Source organism: Pseudomonas sp. P5_B3, from assembly GCF_056400405.1.
In genome coordinates, this window is sequence record NZ_JBFULI010000003.1 from 129,707 (window position 1) to 152,478 (window position 22,772).

Genomic DNA, 22,772 nt, shown 5'->3' on the forward strand with positions numbered 1-22,772 from the left:
CTTTCCCATGTTCAAGAAACTGCGTGGCATGTTTTCCAGCGATCTTTCCATTGACCTGGGCACTGCCAACACCCTTATTTACGTGCGCGAGCGCGGTATCGTCCTGAATGAGCCCTCCGTTGTGGCCATTCGGACACACGGTAACCAGAAAAGTGTCGTTGCTGTCGGCACCGAAGCCAAGCGCATGCTCGGCCGTACACCGGGCAACATCGCTGCCATTCGTCCGATGAAGGACGGCGTGATCGCTGACTTCAGCGTGTGCGAAAAAATGCTGCAGTACTTTATCAACAAGGTTCACGAAAACAGCTTCCTGCAGCCTAGCCCTCGCGTGTTGATCTGCGTTCCATGCAAATCCACCCAGGTTGAGCGTCGTGCCATCCGTGAATCGGCCCTTGGCGCCGGTGCCCGTGAAGTATTCCTGATCGAGGAGCCAATGGCCGCTGCGATCGGTGCCGGCCTGCCGGTTGAAGAAGCTCGCGGTTCGATGGTCGTGGATATCGGTGGCGGTACCACTGAAATCGCGCTGATCTCCCTGAACGGCGTGGTTTACGCCGAATCCGTACGCGTTGGCGGCGACCGTTTCGACGAAGCGATCATCACCTACGTGCGTCGCAACTACGGCAGCCTGATCGGCGAATCCACCGCCGAGCGCATCAAGCAGGAAATCGGTACGGCCTACCCGGGCGGCGAAGTTCGCGAAGTCGATGTTCGTGGCCGTAACCTGGCCGAAGGCGTTCCGCGCGCATTCACCCTGAACTCCAACGAAGTGCTGGAAGCTCTGCAAGAGTCCCTGGCGACCATCGTTCAGGCCGTGAAAAGCGCCCTGGAGCAATCGCCTCCGGAACTGGCTTCCGACATCGCCGAGCGTGGCCTGGTACTGACCGGTGGTGGCGCCTTGCTGCGTGACCTGGACAAATTGCTGGCCCAGGAAACCGGTCTGCCGGTGATCGTTGCCGAAGACCCGCTGACCTGCGTTGCTCGCGGCGGTGGCCGTGCATTGGAAATGATGGATAAACACACCATGGACCTGCTTTCCAGCGAATAAGTCGCCGGATCGCCTCTATGCTGTTGAGCGCGCAGGCGGCACTTTGCAGTGCTGCCTGTTCGCGTTTATCTTCTGTCAGTCTGCATCCAGGCCGGATTGCCGCCGTATGAATAAACAGAACATTTGCCTGGAAGGAGCGGCTTATTAAACCGCTTTTCACCAAGGGCCCTTCACTGGGCGTGCGCCTGTTGGTGCTGGTCGTGCTATCGGTCGCGCTGATGGTGGTCGATGCCCGTTTCAGTCTGCTCAAGCCTGCACGCAGCCAGATGTCGCTGGTGCTGATGGACGCCTACTGGATCACTGACCTGCCTGGACGACTGTGGGAAGGCGTTGCCAGTCAGTTTGGCAGCCGGACCGAACTCGTCGCCGAAAACGAAAAACTCAAAAGCGAAAACCTGCTGTTGCAGGGGCGCATGCAGAAGCTTGCCTCCCTGACTGAGCAGAATGTTCGGCTGCGCGAGTTGCTCAACTCGTCGGCACTGGTCAACGAGAAGGTCGAAGTGGCCGAGTTGATCGGCATGGACCCCAACCCCTTCACCCATCGCATCATCATCAACAAAGGTGAGCGTGACGGCGTGGTCCTCGGCCAGCCAGTGCTCGATGCCCGTGGCCTGATGGGCCAGGTGGTCGAGTTGATGCCCTACACCTCCCGTGTCTTGCTGCTGACCGATACCACCCACAGTATTCCGGTGCAGGTGAACCGTAACGGTTTGCGGGCGATTGCCAGCGGCACCGGTAACCCGGAACGTCTCGAGTTGCGGCATGTGGCCGATACCGCCGACATCAAGGAAGGCGACTTGCTGGTCAGTTCCGGTCTCGGCCAACGTTTCCCGGCCGGTTATCCGGTGGCGACGGTCAAGGAAGTGATTCACGATTCCGGCCAGCCGTTTGCCATTGTCCGCGCCATTCCGACCGCCGCCTTGAACCGTAGCCGTTACCTGCTGTTGGTGTTCAGCGACAACCGGACTGCCGAAGAGCGCGCCAACGACGCCGCCCAGGCTCAGGAAAGCCTGGACGCGCAGGGCGGTGGGCCGATCATTCCGGCGACGGTGCCGAAACTGGTCAATCCGGCAGCCCCGGCTGTGCCGGCCGCTGCACCCGCGGCGCCTGCCACGGCGACCCCGGCAACTGCTGCGCCGGCAAAACCGGCCACCACGCCAGCCAAACCGGCGGCCGCTAAACCGCCGGCCACCAAGCCCGTTGCTGCGAAGCCTGCCGCCAAGCCGCCGGCCTCTGCGCCGGCCACTCCTGTGGGAAGAGAATAATGGCCGGTGTAAAAGCATCCCGAAACGGCTGGATAGTCTGGCTGACGTTCGCCGTCGGTCTGCTGTTGAGCGTTTCGCCTCTGCCGCAATTCATGGAAATCCTGCGCCCGCTGTGGCTGGCCTTGTTGCTGGCATTCTGGGCGTTGAACCTGCCTCAGACCGTCGGGATGGTGACGGCGTTTTGCCTGGGGCTGGCTGAAGACGTGCTCTACGGTACCTTGCTGGGGCAGAACGCCTTGATCCTGACCCTCATCACCTACCTGGTGCTGGCGCTGCAGCAACGTCTGCGGATGTTCCCGATGTGGCAACAGAGCCTGGTGATCCTGGTGATCTTCGGCCTCGCCCAGCTTGTACAACTATGGCTCAGTGCCTTGACCGGCAATCGTCAGCCGACGCTGGCGCTGGTGCTGCCGGCACTGGTCAGTGCATTGCTCTGGCCCTGGATCAGTTTCGGTTTGCGCGGATTGCGTCGACGCTACAAAATCAATTGATTCGCTCAGGCATTAGACAGGGAGAGGTCTTGATGAAACGGTTGTACCTCGCCTCTGGCTCGCCGCGTCGGCGTGAATTGCTCACGCAGATCGGCGTTCCGTTCTCCGCCGTCAGTGCGGACATCGATGAAACCCCTATAGCTCAAGAATCCCCATCGGCCTACGTCGAGCGCCTGGCGCGCGGCAAGGCCGAGGCCGGGCGCGGCGGCGTCGTGTCTGACGAACCGTTCTGCGTGCTCGGCGCCGATACCGCCGTGGTGCTCGATGGAAAAATTCTCGGCAAACCGGTTGATCAAGCGGATGCGTGCGCCATGCTGATGATGTTGTCAGGGTGTGAGCATGAGGTCCTGACCGCGATTGCCGTGCTCGATGGCGAACGTTGCGAGTCCTGGGTTGTCACCAGTCGGGTGCGATTTCGTGCTATCAGTCGCGATGAAGCCGCGGCCTACTGGGCCAGCGGCGAACCACGGGACAAGGCGGGCGGTTATGGCATTCAAGGACTGGGTGCGGTGTTTGTCGCCGGGCTCAATGGAAGTTATTCAGCGGTAGTCGGACTACCGCTTTGCGAAACCGCGGAACTGCTCGGCCATTTCGGCATACCCTGTTGGCAACCCCGGAACGCGCTTTAAGCGTCGTCCTGAACAGATGCGGCCATTATCGTGAACATGCCTGAACGAGACCCTGCCATGAGTGAAGAGATCCTGATCAACATCACGCCGATGGAATCACGCGTGGCGGTGGTCGAAAACGGTGTCCTGCAAGAGGTCCATGTCGAGCGCACGCAAAAGCGCGGGATCGTCGGCAACATCTATAAAGGCAAAGTCGTGCGGGTATTGCCGGGGATGCAGGCAGCATTCGTCGATATCGGCCTGGATCGTGCTGCATTCATTCATGCGTCGGAAATTTCCCTGCGCGAAGGCCCGGCGGTCGAGAGCATCAGTGCACTGGTGCACGAAGGCCAGAGCCTGGTGGTGCAAGTGACCAAGGACCCGATCGGTTCCAAGGGCGCGCGCCTGACCACTCAGCTGTCGATCCCTTCGCGTTACCTGGTGTACATGCCACGCACGGCCCATGTCGGCATTTCCCTGAAGATCGAAGACGAGGCCGAGCGCGAGCGACTCAAGCAAGTGGTCACCGATTGCGTGGCCAAGGAAGGGATCAAGGAAGCTGGCGGTTTCATTCTGCGCACGGCAGCCGAAGGCGCCGGCGCCGATGAAATCCTCATGGACATCCGCTACCTGCGAAGGCTCTGGGATCAGATCAGCGCCCAGATCAAAACCATCAGCGCGCCCAGCGTGATCTACGAAGACCTCGGTTTGGCGCTGCGCACCCTGCGTGATCTGGTGAGCCCGAAAATCGAGAAGATCCGTATCGACTCCCGGGAAACCTTCCAGAAAACCACGCAATTCGTCGCCGAATTGATGCCCGAGATTGCCGACCGTCTGGAGCATTACCCGGGCGAGCGGCCGATTTTTGACCTGTATGGCGTCGAAGACGAAATCCAGAAGGCTCTCGAGCGCAAGGTCCCGCTCAAGTCCGGCGGTTACCTGGTGGTCGACCCGGCGGAAGCCATGAGCACCATCGACGTCAACACCGGGGCGTTCGTCGGCCATCGCAACCTCGAAGAAACCATTTTCAAGACCAACCTCGAAGCCGCGACAGCCATCGCTCGTCAATTGCGCCTGCGCAACCTCGGCGGAATCATCATCATCGACTTCATCGACATGGAAGATGAAGAACACCAGCGCCAGGTGTTGCGCACGCTCGAAAAGCAACTGGAGCGCGATCACGCCAAGACCAACATCATCGGTATCACCGAACTGGGCCTGGTGCAGATGACCCGCAAGCGCACCCGCGAAAGCCTTGAACAAGTGTTGTGCGAGCCGTGCAACGCCTGTCAGGGGCGCGGCAAGCTCAAGACCCCGGAAACCGTTTGCTACGAAATCTTCCGCGAAATCCTGCGTGAAGCACGCGCCTATCAGGCGGAAGGCTATCGTGTATTGGCAAACCAGAAAGTGGTGGACCGCCTGCTCGACGAAGAGTCGGGCAACGTCGCCGAGCTGGAAGGGTTTATCGGGCGCACCATCCGCTTTCAGGTCGAAACCATGTATTCCCAGGAACAATACGACGTGGTGCTGCTCTGAAGCGTATCGTTTTGATTGTTCGAGAATGGCTGGCCTCAGCTTTTTGCAAAAATTTTGCCATGGGGGCCACCTGACATGGACCGTCTGACACGCATTTTGGCCGCACTGACCCGCTGGGGTCTGGGCCTGTGCGCGTTGGTTTTGGTGTTGATGGCGCTCTACGTCAGCCTGGGCCGGGAGCTGACGCCGTTAGTCGCCGAGTACCGTGCCGACATAGAAACCAAAGCCAGCGATGCCTTGGGCATGCCGTTGCAGATCGGCGAGCTCGAAGGCAACTGGAGTGGATTCGCCCCCATACTGATGGCGCATGACGTGACGGTCGGCGAGGGCGCCAATGCCTTGCACCTGGATCAGGTGCGTGCGGTGCCTGACCTTTGGGCCAGCCTGCTGGCCCGTCAGGTACGCATCGCTCATCTGGAGCTCAGCGGCCTGAAGATCAGCGTCAAGGAGGGTAACGACGGTCAATGGGCACTGGAAGGTTTGCCGGTGCAGCAGGACCAGCCAACCGATCCGGAACAGTTGCTCAATCGCATGCAGATGATCCAGCAATTGTCGGTGCTGGACAGCCAGGTGACCTTGCAGCCGTTTGCACAGTCGCCGCTGACCCTGACCTACGTCGGCCTCAATCTGAAAACCGGGGCGTCGCGGCAGCGGCTCGACGCGCGGCTGACGCTGCCCGACGGCCAGCCCGTGGCCATGAGCCTGCGTACCCGCATTCGAGCCAGTCAATGGCAGGACGGTGAAGCCGAGGCCTATCTGAGCCTGCCGCAAAGTGACTGGTCGAAGTGGTTGCCCGAGCGAGTGACCCAAGAGTGGAGTTTCTCTGAGATCAAAGCCGGTGGCGAGCTTTGGCTGACCTGGGGCAAAGGCACCTTGCAAAGCGCTGCGGTGCGTTTGAATGCGCCACAACTCAAGGGTGCCTATGCCGAGCGCAAGCAGATCCAGATCAACAATCTGGCCCTGAACGGCTACTTCCAGCGCAGTGCCGAAGGCGCGTCAGTGACTCTCGATTCCCTGGCGATGAACCTCGGCGAGACCCGCTGGGAAACGCATTTGCAGCTCAAGCAAAACGCGGCCACTGATAAAACCGAAGAGCTCTGGCACCTGCAAGCCGACCGGGTCGATCTCACTCCGCTGACCCCGCTGCTCAACGCTATGGCGCCGTTGCCAGAAGGTTTTGCCACGGTCGTCGAGCGGCTCAAAGTCACGGGCAGCCTGCGTAACGTGCTGGTCGACTTGCGCCCCAATGCCACAGACGACAGCAAGTTCGGCTTTGCCGCCAATCTCGACCAGGTAGGCTTCGATGCCTATCACGGTGCGCCGGCGGCGCGAAATGTCAGCGGCAGCATCAGTGGTGATCTGGGGCGCGGCGAATTGCGCATGGACAGCAAGGATTTCATGCTGCATCTGGACCCTATTTTCGCCAAGCCATGGCAGTACATTCAGGCCAATGCGCGGCTGACCTGGAAGCTCGATAAAGAAGGTTTCACCCTGATTGCGCCGTACCTGAAGGTGCTGGGCGAGGAAGGCAAGATCGCCGGCGACTTCCTGATTCGCCTGCATTTCGATCACACCCAGGAAGACTACATGGACCTGCGGGTTGGCATGGTGGACGGAGACGGTCGCTACACCGCCAAGTACCTGCCGGCAGTCCTCAGCCCGGCGCTGGACGAATGGCTGCGTACCGCGATTCTCAAGGGCGCGGTGGATCAAGGCTTCTTCCAGTATCAAGGGTCGCTCAGCCACGGTGCCGCAGACGAGGATCGCAGCATCAGCCTGTACTTCAAGGTTCACGATGCCGAACTGGCCTTCCAGCCGGGCTGGCCTCATGTCAGCAAGGTCAGCGGCGATGTGTTTGTCGAAGACAGCGGCGTGCGGATTCTGGCCAGCAAGGGCCAGTTGCTCGATACCCAGGTCAACGATGTTTACGTCGACATTCCCCATGTACCTGCCGGGCAGAACGTTCATTTGTTCCTCGATGGAGGATTTGCCGGCGGTTTGGGCGATGGCCTGAAAATCCTCCAGGAAGCGCCGATCGGTACCGGGGCAACCTTTGCCGGGTGGGAAGGCGAGGGTGATCTGCAAGGTAAGTTGAAGCTGGATATTCCGCTGGCGAAAGGCGAGGAGCCGAAGATCCTCGTCGACTTCAAGACCGCCAAGGCGCGCTTGAAACTGGCTGAACCTGTGCTGGAGTTGACCCAGCTCAAAGGTGATTTCCGTTTCGACAGTGCCAAGGGCCTGAGTGGACAGAGCATCAGCGCACGGGCGTTCGACAAGCCGGTCACCGCACAGATTTTTGCCGACGGCAGCCCGGGTAAGCTCAATACCCGGGTGACCGCGTCGGGCCAGGTCGAGGTCAGGAAGCTGACCGACTGGCTGAAGGTGACCCAGCCTCTGCCGGTGACCGGCGTGATCCCGTATCAACTGCAACTGACCCTGGATGGTGCCAATAGCCAGTTGAGGGTCAATTCCAGCCTCAAGGGTGTGGCCGTCGATTTGCCTGCACCGTTCGGCATGACTTCCGAGGCTGGGCGCGACACGACGTTCCGCATGACCTTGCAGGGCGACGAGCGGCGCTATTGGGTCAACTACGGGGACCTGGCGAGTTTCACGTTCGCCGCACCGGCCAGCAATTTCGCCGACGGTCGCGGGGAATTGTCCCTCGGTGGCGGCGAGGCCGTGTTGCCTGACACCAAAGGCCTGCGGATACGGGGCGTATTGTCGGAGCTGGACGTTGGCCCGTGGAAGGATCTGGCGGATAAATACGCCGGAGAGGACCCCGGCGGCAGCGCCAGGCAATTGCTCAGCGGCGCGGACTTCAAGGTGGACAAGCTTAGCGGTATCGGCACCACGCTCGACCAGGCCTCGATTCAGCTGATGCGCAAACCTTCCGCCTGGGCGCTGCAACTCGACAGCCAGCAGATCAAGGGCAGCGCGAGCTTGCCCGATGCGAAAGCCTCGCCGATCACGATCAATCTGCAAACCGTGCGTCTGCCGGCACCGGACCCGGCCGTGCTGGCCGATGAAAACTCGCCGGATCCGCTGGCGTCGGTGGACCCGACGAAAATCCCCGCGATGGACATCACCATCAATCAGTTATTCCAGGGGCAGGATCTGGTAGGGGGCTGGTCGCTGAAGATTCGTCCTACGCCCAAAGGCATCGTGTTCAACTCGCTGGACCTGGGCCTCAAGGGCATACTGTTGGTGGGCAGCGGTGGCTGGGAAGGCATGCCCGGCGCCAGCAACAGCTGGTACAAGGGACGCATCAGCGGCAAGAACCTCGCCGATGTGCTCAAGGGCTGGGGGTTTGCGCCGAGCGTCACCAGCAAGGACTTTTATATGGATGTCGATGGCCGCTGGCCCGGCTCGCCAGCCTGGGTGGCGACCAAGCGTTTCTCCGGCTCGCTCGATGCGACGCTCAATCAGGGCCAGTTCGTCGAAGTCGAAGGCAGTGCCCAGGCGCTGCGGGTATTTGGTTTACTCAACTTCAACTCCATCGGCCGGCGCCTGCGCCTGGACTTCTCCGACCTGTTCGGCAAAGGTCTGAGTTATGACCGGGTCAAAGGGCTGCTGGTTGGGACCAATGGCGTGTATGTCACCCAGGAGCCGATCCGGCTGACCGGCCCTTCGAGCACTATTGAACTGGACGGCACCCTGAACATGGTGGCCGATCAGATCGATGCGAAACTGATGGTGACCTTGCCGGTGACCAATAACCTGCCGATTGCCGCACTGATCGTCGGTGCACCCGCGGTCGGCGGGGCACTGTTCCTGATCGACAAGCTGATCGGCGACCGGGTCTCCCGTTTCGCCAGTGTGAAGTACAGGGTCCAAGGGCCGTGGAAAGAGCCGAAAATCACCTTCGACAAGGCTTTTTGAGGTCCTTTTTCAAAAGGCACTCGGCAAGTCTATGGAGTAGCATGGCCGCATACGATTCCAGGAGTGCGCCATGTCTGTAGCGGTGATTCAAATGGTCAGCCAGAGCGATGTGCTGGCTAATCTGGCCCAGGCCCGTCGACTGCTCGAACAAGCGGCCGCCGGTGGCGCGAAGCTCGCGGTATTGCCGGAAAACTTTGCCGCCATGGGCCGGCGCGACGTTGCCGACATCGGGCGCGCCGAAGCCTTGGGCGAAGGCCCGATCCTGCCCTGGTTGAAACAGACCGCACGCGACCTCAAGTTATGGATTGTGGCCGGCACGTTGCCATTGCCGCCGGTGGATCAGCCAACGGCGAAAGCCCATGCCTGTTCGTTGCTGGTCGATGACCAGGGCGAAACGGTGGCGCGCTACGACAAGCTGCACCTGTTCGATGTGGACGTGGCGGACAATCGTGGCCGTTATCGCGAATCCGATGACTATGCTTATGGCAACGCAGTGGTCGTGGCGGACACGCCCGTCGGCCGGGTTGGCCTGACGGTCTGCTATGACCTGCGCTTTCCCGAGCTGTACAGTGAATTGCGCGCGGCCGGCGCGGAACTGATTACCGCCCCTTCGGCCTTCACCGCGGTGACCGGCGCGGCGCATTGGGATGTGCTGATACGTGCGCGGGCCATCGAGACGCAATGTTATGTGCTCGCCGCGGCCCAGGGCGGGACGCATCCGGGGCCACGGGAAACCTTTGGCCATGCCGCCATCGTCGACCCTTGGGGGCGTGTGCTGGCGCAACAGGATCAAGGCGAGGCCGTACTACTGGCCGAACGCGATAGCAGCGAACAGGCGTCCATCCGGGCGCGGATGCCGGTGTCCAGTCACCGGCGATTTTTCTCGCAGGGCGCCCAGCGACCTGCATCAGAACGACGAATTTAAGGCGTAAAGCATATGAGCGAGTTGTTGTCCTCAGTCAGTGAACACCTGCTGGCGCCCGGTGGCGTCACGATCGAGAGCCTGCAAGGCGTGCTCGGCGACTTGGCCGGGCCAGGCATCGATGCCGCCGACCTGTATTTCCAGGGGCAGATCTCCGAGTCCTGGGCGCTGGAAGACGGCATCGTCAAGGAAGGCAGCTTCAACCTTGACCAAGGTGTAGGTGTGCGTGCGCAATCGGGTGAAAAAACCGGTTTTGCCTACAGCAATGCCATCACACTTGAGGCCTTGGGCGCGGCGGCGCGTGCCGCCCGTTCGATTTCCCGGGCCGGGCAGCACGGCACCGTACAGGCATTCACCAGCCAGGACGTCGCGCAGTTATATGCACCGGACAATCCCCTGGAAGTGCTGACCCGTGCCGAGAAAGTCGATTTGCTCAAGCGAGTTGACGCCGCGACCCGTGCCCTCGACCCACGCATCCAGCAAGTCACCGTGAGCATGGCCGGTGTCTGGGAGCGGATTCTGGTGGCTTCCACCGACGGCGGTCTGGCGGCGGATGTGCGCCCGCTGGTGCGGTTCAACGTCAGTGTGATCGTTGAGCAGAACGGTCGCCGCGAGCGCGGCGGTCATGGCGGTGGCGGGCGGACCGATTACCGTTATTTCCTCGGCGAAGACCGCGCCATGGGCTATGCCCGTGAAGCGTTGCGCCAGGCACTGGTCAACCTAGAAGCCATCCCGGCACCCGCTGGCACCTTGCCGGTAGTGCTCGGTTCCGGCTGGTCAGGCGTGCTGTTGCACGAAGCGGTCGGTCATGGTCTGGAAGGCGACTTCAACCGCAAGGGCAGTTCGGCCTACAGCGGGCGCATGGGCGAGATGGTTGCGTCGAAGCTGTGCACCATTGTCGATGACGGCACCCTGGCCGGTCGCCGCGGCTCGTTGAGCGTCGACGACGAAGGTACGCCGACCGAGTGCACCACGCTGATTGAAAACGGCGTGCTCAAAGGCTACATGCAGGACAAGCTCAACGCCCGCCTGATGGGCGTGGCGCGCACCGGTAACGGCCGTCGCGAATCCTACGCGCACCTGCCGATGCCACGCATGACCAACACCTACATGCTCGCCGGCGAAAGCGACCCGGCGGAAATCATCGCCTCGGTAAAACGCGGCATCTACTGCGCCAACCTGGGTGGCGGTCAGGTGGACATCACCAGCGGCAAGTTCGTGTTCTCCACCAGCGAGGCGTACCTGATCGAGGACGGCAAGATCACCGCTCCGGTCAAGGGTGCGACCCTGATCGGCAACGGGCCGGAAGCCATGAGCAAGGTGTCGATGGTCGGTAATGACCTGTCGCTGGACAGCGGCGTGGGCACGTGTGGCAAGGATGGGCAGTCGGTGCCGGTGGGTGTCGGCCAGCCAACGCTGAAGATTGATGCGATCACCGTGGGTGGCACGGGTTCGTAAGAGGTGAGGCTGCGGGTGAGCTGCGAGGCAGCTCACCCGGTTCGAGAATTAACGCAGACCGCGTTGAGTCTCGTCCAGCTCACGGATGTACTTGAAGATTTTACGGCTGGCAGCAGGAGGCTTGTTTTGCGCCACCTCATGCTGGGCCTGACGGATCAGGGAGCGCAATTGCTGGCGGTCCGCGTCCGGGTAGTCGACGACGAATTTTTCCAGAACGGCATCGTCGCCGGCGATCAGACGATCGCGCCAGCGCTCCAGGTTATGGAAACGTTCGTTGTATTGACGGGTGGAGGCATCGAGTTGATCGAGCAGAACCAGAATGGCGGCAGTGTCCTGATCGCGCATCAGTTTGCCGATGAACTGAAGGTGCCGTTTACGCGCGATGTTCGCGGTGTGCTTGGGCGCATCGGCCAGAGCCCGACGCATTCCGTCGGTCAAGGGCAGTTTTGCCAGCAAGTCAGGCTTGAGTGTTGTAAGGCGCTCGCCAAGGTCAACCAGAGCATGCAGCTCGCGTTTAACCTGGGATTTGCTTTTTTCTCCCGTATCGAGGGAGTCGTCGTAAGAATCAACCATGGTGGCCGTCCGCAAAGAAACGCCGCCATGATAACCAGTCGGGGGCCGCTTGTCCGGCCCGGTCGCTCGATGACCGTTACCGAAAGCAGAATTTGAGTGGAGAACAGCATGAGTGCAGTTGAAAGCGTCGGCCCACAAGCGTTGCCGGCACTGCAGGAACAAGTCGAGCAGATCATCGCTGAAGCCAGGCGCCAGGGGGCCAGCGCCTGTGAAGTGGCGGTGTCACTGGAGCAGGGCTTGTCGACCACGGTGCGTCAGCGTGAAGTCGAAACGGTAGAGTTCAACCGCGATCAGGGTTTTGGCATCACCTTGTACGTCGGTCAGCGCAAAGGCTCGGCCAGCACATCGGCCAGTGGTCCGGAAGCGATTCGCGAAACCGTCGCCGCTGCACTGGCCATCGCCAAACACACTTCGGAAGACGAAGCCTCGGGCCTGGCGGATGCCGCGCTGATGGCGCGGGATATTCAGGATTTCGACCTGTTCCACCAATGGGACATCACTCCGGAACAAGCCATCGAACAGGCCCTGGCCTGCGAAGCCGCGGCGTTTGCTGCCGACAGCCGAATCAAGAATGCCGACGGCACCACCCTCAGTACCCATCAGGGTTGCCGCGTTTATGGCAATAGCCACGGGTTTATCGGCGGTTACGCATCGACTCGTCATAGCCTGAGCTGCGTGATGATCGCCGAGGCCGATGGCCAGATGCAGCGCGATTACTGGTACGACGTGAACCGCCAGGGCAACTTGCTTGCCGATCCGGTGAGCATCGGCCAGCGCGCTGCGCAACGGGCGGCGAGCCGACTGGGCGCGCGGCCGGTGCCGACTTGCGAGGTGCCGGTGCTGTTTTCCGCAGAGTTGGCAGGGGGGCTGTTCGGCAGTTTCCTGTCGGCGATTTCCGGCGGCAGCCTGTATCGAAAGTCTTCGTTCCTTGAGGGCACTCTCGGTCAGAAGCTGTTTCCGGAATGGCTGACCATCGACGAGCGTCCGCACTTGATGCGAGCCTTGGGCAGCGCGGCGTTCGATGGCGATGGCCTGGCAACCTATGCCAAACCGTTCGTCGAAAAAGGCGAGTTGGTGTCGTACATCCTCGGTACCTATTCCGGCCGCAAGCTCGGCATGCCGAGCACGGCCAATGCCGGCGGCGTGCACAACCTGTTCGTCACCCATGGCGATGAAGACCAGGCGGCCTTGCTGCGGCGCATGGGGCGCGGGCTGTTGGTCACCGAGTTGATGGGCCAGGGGCTGAACATGGTCACCGGCGACTATTCCCGTGGCGCGGCGGGTTACTGGGTCGAGAACGGCGAAATCCAGTTCGCGGTCCAGGAAGTGACCATCGCCGGGAACATGCGCGACATGTTCAAGCAGATCGTGGCCGTGGGTAATGATCTGGAGTTGCGCAGCAACATTCGCACAGGTTCGGTGCTGATCGAGCGGATGACGGTGGCGGGTAGCTAAGCCTTCCCGTTACACAAAAAAAAGGCGCGCCACCCATCCGGGTGGCGCGCCTTTTTTTGTGGAACTTTTGATGTTTATTCGCCTTCGTCGAAGTAGTTATTGATCAGGGCTACCAGCGCGTCCATCGCTTCCTGTTCCTGCTCGCCTTCCGTGCTCAGATAGATTTTGGTGCCCTTGCCGGCAGCGAGCATCATCATGGCCATGATGCTTTTGCCATCTACTGTGGATTCAGGTGTGCGTCCTACCCTGATCGTGCAGTCCTTGAACTGGCCGGCGACCCCGACGAATTTTGCAGACGCTCGGGCATGCAGGCCCAGCTTGTTGATGATTTCGATTTCCAGAGCAGGCATCGCGATGTGAATCCTTTAGCTGAGGTCGCGGTGGCGAACCTGGACGTTCTTCAGGGTTTTTTGCAGCGCCTGCCCCAGACGCTCGGTCAGGTAGACGGAACGGTGATGTCCGCCAGTGCAGCCAATGGCAATGGTGACGTAGGCGCGGTTGCTGGCGGCAAAACGAGGCAGCCACTTTAGCAGGTATGTGGAAATGTCCTGGAACATCTCTTCGACATCCGGCTGTGCCGCCAGGTATTCGGCAACCGGTTGATCGAGCCCGGACTGCTCGCGCAATTCCGGTTTCCAGTAAGGGTTGGGCAGGCAACGCACATCGAACACCAGGTCGGCGTCCACCGGCATGCCACGCTTGAACCCGAAGGACTCCACCAGGAACGCAGTGCCCGGCTCGGGCTGATTCAACAGACGCAGTTTGATGGCGTCGCGCAGCTGGTACAGGTTCAGGCTGGTGGTGTTGATCTTGAGATCGGCGAGGTCGGCAATCGGCCCGAGCAGGTCGCTCTCGACGCTGATGGCTTCGGCCAACGAGCGGTTCGCGTTGGTCAGGGGGTGACGTCGGCGGGTTTCCGAGAAGCGCTTGAGCAGGGTTTCTTCGTCGGCATCCAGGTACAGCACATCGCACTGGATATGGCGGTTGCGGACTTCTTCGAGCAGCTCGGGGAAGCGTGACAGGTGGCTGGGCAGGTTGCGCGCGTCAATGGAAACGGCGACCAGCGGCTGTAGCAGCTCGGTATGAATCAAGGCTCGTTCGGCCAGTTCCGGCAGCAGACCGGCAGGCAGATTGTCGATGCAGTAGTAGCCGTTGTCCTCAAGAACGTTGAGGGCGGTGCTTTTACCTGAGCCGGAACGGCCACTGACGATGATCAAGCGCATGATTACTGACCGTTTTGCTCGTCCAGGACAACCTGATACAGGGCTTCGTTGCTTGCAGCATGACGCAGTTTTTCGCGAACTTCCTTGCGGTCGAGCATGCTGGCGATCTGTCGCAGCAGCTCAAGGTGCGCATCGGTGGCAGCTTGCGGGACCAGCAATACGAACAGCAGGTCAACCGGCGCGCCGTCGATGGCGTCGAAGTCGATAGGGGCGTCCAGGTGCATCAAAGCACTGATGGGCGAAACACAGCCCTTGAGACGGCAGTGTGGAATAGCGATGCCGTTGCCAAAACCGGTGGAGCCGAGTTTTTCACGGGCAATCAGCGCCTCGAAGACATCTTGCATCTCCAGGGCCGGCACTTCGCGGGCGATCAGATTGGCAATTTGTTCGAGGGCTTTCTTTTTACTGCCGCCCGGCACGTTCACCAGGGAACGGCCGGGGGTCAGGATACTTTCAAGTCGGATCATGGGTTGGGAGTGTTAACGACCGGTTGCGCCCTGGAGGAGGCTCTGGGTCTTTTCCTTATGCTTTTTGAGTTGTTTATCCAGCTTGTCGGTAAGTGCGTCGATCGCGGCGTACATATCGGTATGTTCCGCGTTGGCGACCACTTCATTCCCGGGAATATGCAACGTGGCTTCGATTTTCTGCTTCAGTTTTTCGACGGTCATCGTGACCTGCACATTAGTGATCCTGTCGAAATGTCGCTCCAATCGTTCGAGTTTTTCGCCGATGTAGGTGCGAAGAGGTTCGGTCACTTCCAGTTGGTGTCCACTGATGTTGACTTGCATACAGCTTCTCCTTCGTTGCCAGTGCATAAAGCGGCAGATCAGATGATCTGCCACTGGAACGCTGTGGCGTGGCCCTACATCAACCGCTTGCGTTCGCTCGAAGGCGCGATCCCGAGGGATTCGCGGTACTTGGCGACGGTGCGGCGAGCCACCTGAATGCCTTGTGCCTCCAGTAAACCAGCGATCTTGCTGTCACTCAATGGCTTTTTCTGATTTTCCGCGGCAACCAGTTTTTTGATGATCGCGCGGATCGCCGTGGACGAGCATTCGCCGCCTTCGGAGGTGCTGACGTGACTGGAGAAAAAGTACTTCAGTTCATAAATGCCCCGGGGGGTATGCATGAACTTCTGGGTGGTCACCCGTGAAATCGTCGACTCATGCATGCCGACCGCTTCGGCGATGTCATGCAGGACCAGCGGCTTCATGGCTTCGTCGCCATATTCGAGGAAACCACGCTGATGCTCGACGATCTGGGTGGCAACCTTCATCAGGGTTTCATTGCGGCTTTGCAGGCTCTTGATGAACCAGCGGGCTTCCTGCAACTGATTGCGCATGAACGTGTTGTCGGCGCTGGTGTCGGCGCGGCGCACGAAACCGGCGTACTGGGCGTTGACCCGCAGCCGTGGCACCGACTCCTGATTCAGCTCCACCAGCCAGCGCTCGTTGTCCTTGCGCACGATAACGTCAGGAACGACGTACTCGGCTTCGGTGGACTCGATCTGCGAACCCGGGCGCGGGTTGAGGCTCTGGACCAGCTCGATGACCTGGCGCAGTTCATCTTCCTTGAGCTTCATGCGGCGCATCAGCTGGCTGTAGTCGCGGCTGCCAAGCAAGTCGATGTAATCGGTGACCAGGCGCTTGGCCTCGGCCAGCCAAGGGGTCTTGGCGGGTAGCTGGCGCAATTGCAGCAGCAGGCATTCGCCCAGGTTACGGGCGCCGATGCCGGCGGGCTCGAATTGCTGGATGCGGTGCAGGACCGCTTCGATTTCGTCCAGTTCGATGTCCAGTTCCGGATCGAAGGCGTCGAGGATTTCCTCGAGGGTTTCGTCCAGGTAGCCCTGATTATTGATGCAGTCGATCAGGGTCACGGCGATCAGGCGATCGGTGTCGGACATCGGGGCCAGGTTCAGTTGCCACAGCAAGTGGCTTTGCAGGCTTTCGCCGGCCGAAGTGCGGGTGGTGAAGTCCCACTCGTCGTCGTCATTGCTGGGCAGGCTGCTGGCGCTGGTCTGGTAAACGTCTTCCCACGCGGTGTCGACGGGGAGTTCGTTGGGGATGCGCTCGTTCCAGTCACCCTCATCGAGGTTATCGACCGTCGGGGCGCTTTCCTGGTAGGAGGGTTCCTGGATGTCGGCGTTGGGCTTCTGTTCGGCGTTGTCGGCCAAGGGGTCGGTGTTATCGAAGTCGTCGCCTTCTTCCTGGCGTTCGAGCATCGGATTGGACTCCAGGGCCTCCTGGATTTCCTGCTGCAGGTCCAGGGTCGACAATTGGAGCAGGCGGATAGCCTGTTGCAGCTGCGGTGTCATCGTCAGCTGCTGGCCCATTCTCAAGACTAGCGATGGTTTCATGGCAGGGGCTTAACACCTTATTCGCCGGCGCACACGCGCCATCCACTACAGGGCGCCGGGGCGCCAAACTTAAGCAAATTATATGCCTGAAACTGAAGGGTTTGCCTAGAGCGCTGTAACAATAAAAGCTGCAAAGTTTTGTTGACAGGTTGCTCCGGCTGGCTCCTGAACATCTTTGAAGCGTCGGGTTTGCCTAGAGCGCTGTAACAATAAAAAAGAGTTGATTTTTTATCGAGACAAGCGCTTGTCGACTGCTCTGGTGCCTCGGTGTCTTACAGGCGGAATTCGTGGCCCAGGTACACTTCCTTCACCAGGTCGTTGGCCAGGATGGTTTCAGCGTCGCCTTCGGCGATCAGTTGGCCGTCGTTGACGATGTAGGCGGTTTCGCAGATATCCAGGGTTTCACGAACGTTGTGGTCGGTGATCAGCACGCCAATGCCTTTGGCCTTGAGGTGGTGAATGATCTGCTTGATGTCCCCGACCGAAATCGGGTCCACGCCGGCGAAGGGTTCGTCGAGGAGGATGAATTTCGGGTTGGTGGCCAGGGCCCGGGCGATTTCCACGCGACGGCGCTCACCACCGGACAGGCTCATGCCGAGGTTGTCGCGGATGTGGCTGATGTGGAATTCCTGCAGCAGGCTTTCCAGCTCCTTGCGACGACCGGCCTTGTCGAGTTCCTTGCGAGTCTCGAGGATGGCCATGATGTTGTCGGCCACCGACAGTTTGCGGAAGATCGATGCTTCTTGCGGCAGGTAGCCGATACCGGCCTTTGCGCGACCGTGCATCGGCTGGTGGCTGACGTCCAGGTCATCGATCAGGACGCGGCCCTGGTCGGCCTGTACCAGACCGACGATCATGTAGAAGCAGGTGGTCTTGCCGGCGCCGTTCGGGCCAAGCAGGCCGACGATCTGACCGCTGTCGATGGACAGGCTGACATCGCGCACGACCTGGCGGCTCTTGTAGCTCTTGGCCAGATGCTGAGCTTTCAGAGTTGCCATTACTGGGCCTTATTCTCGTCGGTTTTCTTCTTCGGCTGGATCACCATGTCGATACGCGGACGTGCCTCGGTGACCTTGCTGCCCGTGGCGCGACCGGCGCTGGCGAGCTTCTTGACCGTGTCGTAGACGATTTTTTCGCCCTGGGTGACGTTGTTGTCCTTGTCGACAACCTTGGCCTTGTCGATCAGTACGACCCGGTTTTGCGCGGCGTGATACTGGATCGTCACGCCCCAGCCCTGAACAGGCTTGGTATCGCCAGCGGTTTGCAGTTGCTCGAAGTACGCCAGGTTGCCCACCGAGGTCACTACGTCGATGTCGCCAGTCGGGGTGCGGGTGATGGTCACGGTGTTGCCGGTCACCTTCATCGAGCCCTGGGTGATGATCACGTCACCCTTATAGGTAGCAATACCTTGCTTGTCGTCCAGTTGGGCATCGTCGGCCTGAATGCGGATAGGCTGCTGTTGATCTTCCGGCAGAGCCCAGGCGCTCACGCTTCCCAGTGCTGCGCCCAGACTGAGCAAAATCGGGAGGGTTTTAACGAGCCTCATACTGTCCTCTTACGTTCGATAGCAGGTGTATCCTGCTTTCTTTCAAATACGCTTTCATTCCCTTGCCAGTCGATACACCGCCAGCGCCGTCGATTCTAACGTCTTGCTCGGTCTGCGCATATTGCTGCTGCGGGAACACGGTCATGCGGGTGCTGGTGATCAGGGTTTTACGGTTTTTCTCGTCGAAGCGCGTGATGCGCACGTCATCGATCAGCTCGACCTGTGTGCCATCAGGGTTGACCTCGCCGTGCAGGCTCTGGACGTGCCATKGGTATTCAGTGCCGCGGAATACATTCAGGTCGGGGTTGGTCAGCAATGTCACCTCGGTGGCTTTCAGGTGCTCGACCTTGTCCGACACCAGATCATATTGCAGCTTGCCGTCCGGCAGGTACTGCACGCTGTGGGCGTTGATGGCGTAATAGTCGATCGCGCTTTCATCGACCGGCGTTACCGGCTTGTCGAGGAAGCGTTCCGGGCTGATGTTCCAGTAGCCAACCGCGGCGAATATCGCTGCGATGCAACTGAACATCAGGGTGTTGCGAAATTTTTTGCTCAGCATAGTGGGCTCACAGGTACGCTGCATTGGCCGCATCGAGGCGGTCCTGGGCGCGCAGGATCAGTTCGCAGAATTCGCGAGCGGCGCCTTCACCACCACGGGCGAGGGTGATGCCGTGAGCGTGTTCACGCACGAAGCTGGCGGCATTGGCCACCGCCATGCCCAGGCCGACGCGGCGAATCACCGGCAGGTCCGGCAGGTCGTCGCCGAGGTAGGCCACCTGTTCATAGCTCAGGTTGAGTTGGGCCAGTAGTTCGTCGAGCACCACCAGTTTGTCCTCGCGCCCCTGATACAGATGCGGGATACCGAGGTTCCTGGCTCGCCGTTCGACCACCGGGGTCTTGCGGCCACTGATGATGGCGGTCTGCACGCCGGCGGCCATCAGCATCTTGATACCCTGACCATCGAGTGTGTTGAACGTCTTGAATTCGCTGCCGTCTTCGAGGAAGTACAGGCGGCCATCGGTCAACACGCCATCGACATCGAACACCGCCAGTTTGATCTGTTTGCCGCGTTGCAACAGGTCCGCACTCATTACATTACTCCTGCACGAAGCAAGTCGTGCATGTTCAGGGCGCCGACCGGGCGGTCTTCGCTGTCGACCACGACCAATGCGTTGATTTTATGGTCTTCCATGATTTTCAGCGCTTCGGCGGCGAGCATCTCGGCGCGCGCGGTCTTGCCATGGGCTGTCATGACCTGGTCGATGATGGCGTTGTGGATGTCGATACCGTGGTCCAGTGTGCGGCGCAAGTCGCCGTCGGTGAAGATTCCGGCCAGTTTGCCGTCGGCTTCCAGAATGACGGTCATGCCCAGGCCCTTGCGGGTCATTTCCATCAGGGCATCCTTGAGCAGGGTGCCGCGCTGGACCTGCGGCAGTTCCTGGCCTGCGTGCATGACATTTTCCACTTTCAGCAGCAGGCGTCGGCCGAGGGCGCCGCCGGGATGGGAAAAGGCGAAGTCTTCGGCGGTAAAGCCACGGGCTTCCAGCAGCGCGACTGCCAGGGCGTCGCCCATGACCAGGGCGGCGGTGGTCGACGAGGTCGGTGCCAGGTTCAGCGGGCAGGCTTCGTGCTCGACGTGAACATTCAAGTTGACCTCGGCGGCCTTGGCCAGCGCGGAGTCAGGATTGCCGGTCACGCTGATCAATTGAATGCCCAGGCGCTTGATCAGCGGCAGCAGGGTCACGATTTCATTGGTGGAGCCGGAGTTCGAGAGCGCCAGAATGATGTCGTCGCGGGTAATCATGCCCATGTCGCCGTGGCTGGCTTCAGCCGGGTGCACAAAAAATGCCGTGGTGCCGGTGCTGGCCAGAGTCGCGGCGATCTTGTTGCCGATGTGCCCCGACTTGCCCATGCCGACCACGACCACGCGGCCTTTGCTGGCCAGAATCATCTCGCAAGCGCGTACGAAATCAGCATCGATATGGGGCAGCAGGCCTTGCACGGCTTCTACCTCGAGGCGGATGGTGCGTTGTGCTGATCGAATCAGGTCGCTGGATTGGCTCATGTCAGAAATCGTATAGCCTGAAGAAAAGTCGGCGATTATAACGGTAATGATCGAATCCCTCACGCAAGTTCGTCGCGCATTGTTATTACCTGTTACGGGAAACCTTCTAAATGGGGCTTTCAACCGGTCATTCAGTTGAACATGCCCCGGCTTTGGCCTTGGGCGCGCAGCCTTTGCAGTGATATAGTTCGCCGCCAGTTCGGCCTGCCCGGGAGGGATGTGCTTTTGTCAGAAAGCCAGGCGTCCGAGTGAGAGGCTGCATCGCAAGGAGTTTAGATGAGTGCCGATAACGCCTACGCGGTCGAGCTGAAGGGACTGTCCTTCAAGCGCGGTGCGCGCAGCATTTTCAATAATGTCGATATCCGTATCCCGCGCGGCAAGGTCACAGGCATCATGGGGCCTTCCGGGTGTGGCAAGACCACGCTTTTGCGTCTGATGGGTGCCCAGTTGCGGCCTACCAGGGGCGAAGTCTGGGTCAACGGTCAGAATCTGCCAAAACTGTCGCGCAGCGACCTGTTCGATGCACGCAAGCATATGGGCGTGCTGTTTCAGAGCGGCGCACTGTTCACCGACCTCGATGTCTTCGAGAACGTCGCCTTTCCGTTGCGGGTCCATACGCAACTGCCGGATGAAATGATCCGCGACATCGTCCTGCTCAAGCTGCAGGCTGTGGGCTTGCGCGGTGCCATCGACCTGATGCCCGACGAGCTTTCCGGCGGCATGAAACGCCGTGTTGCGCTGGCCCGGGCGATTGCGCTCGACCCGCAGATCCTCATGTACGACGAACCCTTTGTCGGCCAGGACCCCATTGCAATGGGCGTTCTGGTGCGCCTGATTCGTTTGCTCAACGATGCTCTGGGCATCACCAGCATCGTGGTGTCCCATGATCTGGCCGAGACCGCGAGCATTGCCGATTACATTTATGTGGTGGGCGATGGTCAGGTGTTGGGGCAGGGGACGCCGGACGAGTTGATGAACTCGGATGAACCGCGCATTCGTCAGTTCATGACCGGCGAACCCGACGGCCCGGTCCCGTACCACTTTCCAGCGACGGATTACCGCGCAGATCTTCTGGGGAAGCGCTGATGCGCAGGATTTCATTGATAGAACGCGTTCGCCGCTTTGGCCAGGCCGGCATCGATGTGTTGGCGGTGTTCGGGCGTTCGAGCTTGTTCCTGTTCCATGCCTTGCTTGGCCGGGGCGGAATCGGTGGCGGTTTCGGGCTGCTGATCAAGCAGTTGCATTCGGTGGGCGTGATGTCCCTGGTGATCATCGTGGTCTCCGGGGTGTTCATCGGCATGGTGCTGGCGCTCCAGGGCTTCAACATTCTTTCCAGCTATGGTTCGGAGCAGGCCGTCGGGCAGATGGTGGCGCTGACGCTGCTGCGTGAGCTGGGGCCGGTGGTGACTGCCTTGCTGTTCGCCGGGCGCGCAGGTTCGGCGTTGACCGCCGAAATCGGCAACATGAAGTCCACCGAGCAGTTGTCCAGCCTGGAAATGATCGGGGTTGACCCGCTCAAGTACATCATCGCGCCACGCTTGTGGGCCGGTTTCATTTCCCTGCCGGTGCTGGCGATGATTTTCAGCGTGGTGGGTATCTGGGGCGGCTCGTGGGTAGCTGTCGACTGGCTGGGAGTCTATGAAGGTTCCTACTGGTCGAACATGCAGAACAGCGTGACGTTCACCGACGATGTGCTCAACGGGATCATCAAAAGTATCGTCTTTGCCTTTGTCGTGACCTGGATCGCCGTATTCCAAGGCTATGACTGCGAACCCACTTCCGAGGGGATCAGTCGTGCCACTACCAAGACCGTTGTATATGCCTCGTTGGCAGTACTCGGCCTGGACTTTATTCTGACCGCCTTGATGTTTGGAGATTTCTGATGCAAAACCGCACCCTGGAAATCGGTGTCGGCCTTTTCTTGCTGGCTGGCATCCTGGCTTTGCTCTTGTTGGCGTTGCGGGTCAGTGGCCTGTCCCCGACTCCGAGCACTGATACCTATAAACTTTACGCCTACTTCGACAATATCGCCGGTTTGACGGTCAGAGCTAAAGTGACCATGGCCGGTGTGACCATCGGCAAGGTCACGGCCATCGATCTGGATCGCGACAGTTTCACCGGTCGGGTGACCATGCAGCTGGAAAAACGCATCGATAATCTTCCGGCGGACTCTACTGCATCTATCCTGACCGCTGGCCTGTTGGGCGAGAAGTACATCGGTATCAGCGTGGGCGGGGAAGACACCCTGCTCAAGGATGGTGGAACCATCCATGACACGCAGTCATCGCTGGTGCTCGAAGACCTGATCGGTAAATTCCTGCTCAATACCGTTAGCAAAGAAGCTAAATGA

The 22,772-nt window shown here is 60.1% G+C and carries 23 protein-coding genes; 12 read left to right on the forward strand and 11 right to left on the reverse strand.

Features of this window, described 5'->3' with window-relative positions; genetic code table 11:
* Positions 1-7: 7 nt before the first annotated feature.
* From mreB to tldD, 8 genes are all read left to right on the forward strand, one after another.
* On the forward strand, positions 8-1,045 hold the full coding sequence (gene mreB, locus AC1DRN_RS03495) for a rod shape-determining protein MreB (RefSeq protein WP_002555108.1): 1,038 nt from the start codon (positions 8-10) through the stop codon (positions 1,043-1,045).
* A gap of 191 nt (positions 1,046-1,236) precedes the next feature.
* Entirely contained in the window at positions 1,237-2,310 is a 1,074-nt protein-coding gene (mreC, locus tag AC1DRN_RS03500; protein WP_411740700.1) for a rod shape-determining protein MreC, read from the forward strand.
* The gene (mreD, locus tag AC1DRN_RS03505; RefSeq protein ID WP_103394147.1) at positions 2,310-2,801 is read left to right on the forward strand and encodes a rod shape-determining protein MreD; all 492 of its coding nucleotides are present in this window, start codon (positions 2,310-2,312) and stop codon (positions 2,799-2,801) included. The genes mreC and mreD overlap by 1 nt, the downstream gene beginning before the upstream one ends.
* Before the next feature lie 32 nt (positions 2,802-2,833).
* A complete protein-coding gene (locus tag AC1DRN_RS03510) occupies positions 2,834-3,430 on the forward strand; it encodes a Maf family protein (protein ID WP_223458687.1) in 597 nt (198 codons plus the stop codon).
* Between the two features lie 57 nt (positions 3,431-3,487).
* On the forward strand, positions 3,488-4,945 hold the full coding sequence (gene rng, locus AC1DRN_RS03515; RefSeq protein WP_007970246.1) for a ribonuclease G: 1,458 nt from the start codon (positions 3,488-3,490) through the stop codon (positions 4,943-4,945).
* A gap of 75 nt (positions 4,946-5,020) precedes the next feature.
* Positions 5,021-8,824: a YhdP family protein gene (locus AC1DRN_RS03520; RefSeq protein ID WP_223458690.1), complete on the forward strand. Its 3,804-nt coding sequence runs from the start codon at positions 5,021-5,023 to the stop codon at positions 8,822-8,824.
* A gap of 70 nt (positions 8,825-8,894) precedes the next feature.
* A complete protein-coding gene (locus AC1DRN_RS03525; RefSeq protein ID WP_223458693.1) occupies positions 8,895-9,749 on the forward strand; it encodes a carbon-nitrogen hydrolase family protein in 855 nt (284 codons plus the stop codon).
* Positions 9,750-9,761: 12 nt separating this feature from the next.
* The gene (gene tldD, locus AC1DRN_RS03530) at positions 9,762-11,204 is read left to right on the forward strand and encodes a metalloprotease TldD (RefSeq protein ID WP_046040036.1); all 1,443 of its coding nucleotides are present in this window, start codon (positions 9,762-9,764) and stop codon (positions 11,202-11,204) included.
* A gap of 48 nt (positions 11,205-11,252) precedes the next feature.
* Here the strand turns inward: tldD and yjgA are convergent, their stop codons facing one another.
* A complete protein-coding gene (gene yjgA / locus AC1DRN_RS03535; protein ID WP_108218197.1) occupies positions 11,253-11,777 on the reverse strand; it encodes a ribosome biogenesis factor YjgA in 525 nt (174 codons plus the stop codon).
* Positions 11,778-11,885: 108 nt separating this feature from the next.
* Here yjgA and pmbA point away from each other — a divergent pair, with 108 nt between their 5' ends.
* Positions 11,886-13,232 carry a metalloprotease PmbA gene (gene pmbA, locus AC1DRN_RS03540; protein WP_008018721.1) on the forward strand — a complete coding sequence of 449 codons (1,347 nt, stop codon included), beginning with the start codon at positions 11,886-11,888 and terminating at the stop codon, positions 13,230-13,232.
* Between the two features lie 74 nt (positions 13,233-13,306).
* Here pmbA and AC1DRN_RS03545 read toward each other — a convergent pair whose 3' ends face one another.
* From AC1DRN_RS03545 to AC1DRN_RS03590, 10 genes are all read right to left on the reverse strand, one after another.
* A complete protein-coding gene (locus AC1DRN_RS03545; protein WP_223458695.1) occupies positions 13,307-13,582 on the reverse strand; it encodes an HPr family phosphocarrier protein in 276 nt (91 codons plus the stop codon).
* Between the two features lie 15 nt (positions 13,583-13,597).
* Positions 13,598-14,455 carry an RNase adapter RapZ gene (gene rapZ / locus AC1DRN_RS03550; protein ID WP_223458698.1) on the reverse strand — a complete coding sequence of 286 codons (858 nt, stop codon included), beginning with the start codon at positions 14,453-14,455 and terminating at the stop codon, positions 13,598-13,600.
* A 2-nt stretch (positions 14,456-14,457) separates the two neighbouring features.
* On the reverse strand, positions 14,458-14,922 hold the full coding sequence (ptsN, locus tag AC1DRN_RS03555) for a PTS IIA-like nitrogen regulatory protein PtsN (protein ID WP_223458700.1): 465 nt from the start codon (positions 14,920-14,922) through the stop codon (positions 14,458-14,460).
* A 12-nt stretch (positions 14,923-14,934) separates the two neighbouring features.
* A complete protein-coding gene (gene hpf, locus AC1DRN_RS03560; RefSeq protein ID WP_108218201.1) occupies positions 14,935-15,243 on the reverse strand; it encodes a ribosome hibernation-promoting factor, HPF/YfiA family in 309 nt (102 codons plus the stop codon).
* A gap of 74 nt (positions 15,244-15,317) precedes the next feature.
* Positions 15,318-16,811 carry an RNA polymerase factor sigma-54 gene (locus AC1DRN_RS03565; RefSeq protein ID WP_223458703.1) on the reverse strand — a complete coding sequence of 498 codons (1,494 nt, stop codon included), beginning with the start codon at positions 16,809-16,811 and terminating at the stop codon, positions 15,318-15,320.
* Positions 16,812-17,083: 272 nt separating this feature from the next.
* Positions 17,084-17,809 (reverse strand): LPS export ABC transporter ATP-binding protein, encoded by a 726-nt coding sequence (lptB, locus tag AC1DRN_RS03570; protein ID WP_008054366.1) that lies wholly within the window; start codon positions 17,807-17,809, stop codon positions 17,084-17,086.
* Entirely contained in the window at positions 17,809-18,357 is a 549-nt protein-coding gene (gene lptA, locus AC1DRN_RS03575; protein ID WP_007986700.1) for a lipopolysaccharide transport periplasmic protein LptA, read from the reverse strand. Before lptA ends, lptB begins: the two co-directional genes overlap by 1 nt.
* Entirely contained in the window at positions 18,344-18,916 is a 573-nt protein-coding gene (gene lptC, locus AC1DRN_RS03580) for an LPS export ABC transporter periplasmic protein LptC (RefSeq protein WP_477786626.1), read from the reverse strand. The genes lptA and lptC overlap by 14 nt, the downstream gene beginning before the upstream one ends.
* A 7-nt stretch (positions 18,917-18,923) precedes the next feature.
* Positions 18,924-19,448 (reverse strand): KdsC family phosphatase, encoded by a 525-nt coding sequence (locus AC1DRN_RS03585; protein WP_007970265.1) that lies wholly within the window; start codon positions 19,446-19,448, stop codon positions 18,924-18,926.
* Positions 19,448-20,422 carry a KpsF/GutQ family sugar-phosphate isomerase gene (locus AC1DRN_RS03590; RefSeq protein WP_223458707.1) on the reverse strand — a complete coding sequence of 325 codons (975 nt, stop codon included), beginning with the start codon at positions 20,420-20,422 and terminating at the stop codon, positions 19,448-19,450. The genes AC1DRN_RS03585 and AC1DRN_RS03590 overlap by 1 nt, the downstream gene beginning before the upstream one ends.
* Positions 20,423-20,698: 276 nt before the next feature.
* On the opposite strand from AC1DRN_RS03590, the gene AC1DRN_RS03595 reads away from it, so the two are divergent.
* From AC1DRN_RS03595 to mlaD, 3 genes are read left to right on the forward strand one after another with little or no spacing between them, the layout of a single operon-like run.
* On the forward strand, positions 20,699-21,508 hold the full coding sequence (locus AC1DRN_RS03595) for an ATP-binding cassette domain-containing protein (RefSeq protein ID WP_108218207.1): 810 nt from the start codon (positions 20,699-20,701) through the stop codon (positions 21,506-21,508).
* Positions 21,508-22,305, forward strand: a complete 798-nt coding sequence (gene mlaE, locus AC1DRN_RS03600; RefSeq protein WP_223458710.1) for a lipid asymmetry maintenance ABC transporter permease subunit MlaE — start codon at positions 21,508-21,510, stop codon at positions 22,303-22,305. The genes AC1DRN_RS03595 and mlaE overlap by 1 nt, the downstream gene beginning before the upstream one ends.
* Positions 22,305-22,772 carry an outer membrane lipid asymmetry maintenance protein MlaD gene (gene mlaD / locus AC1DRN_RS03605; protein ID WP_007970271.1) on the forward strand — a complete coding sequence of 156 codons (468 nt, stop codon included), beginning with the start codon at positions 22,305-22,307 and terminating at the stop codon, positions 22,770-22,772. The genes mlaE and mlaD overlap by 1 nt, the downstream gene beginning before the upstream one ends.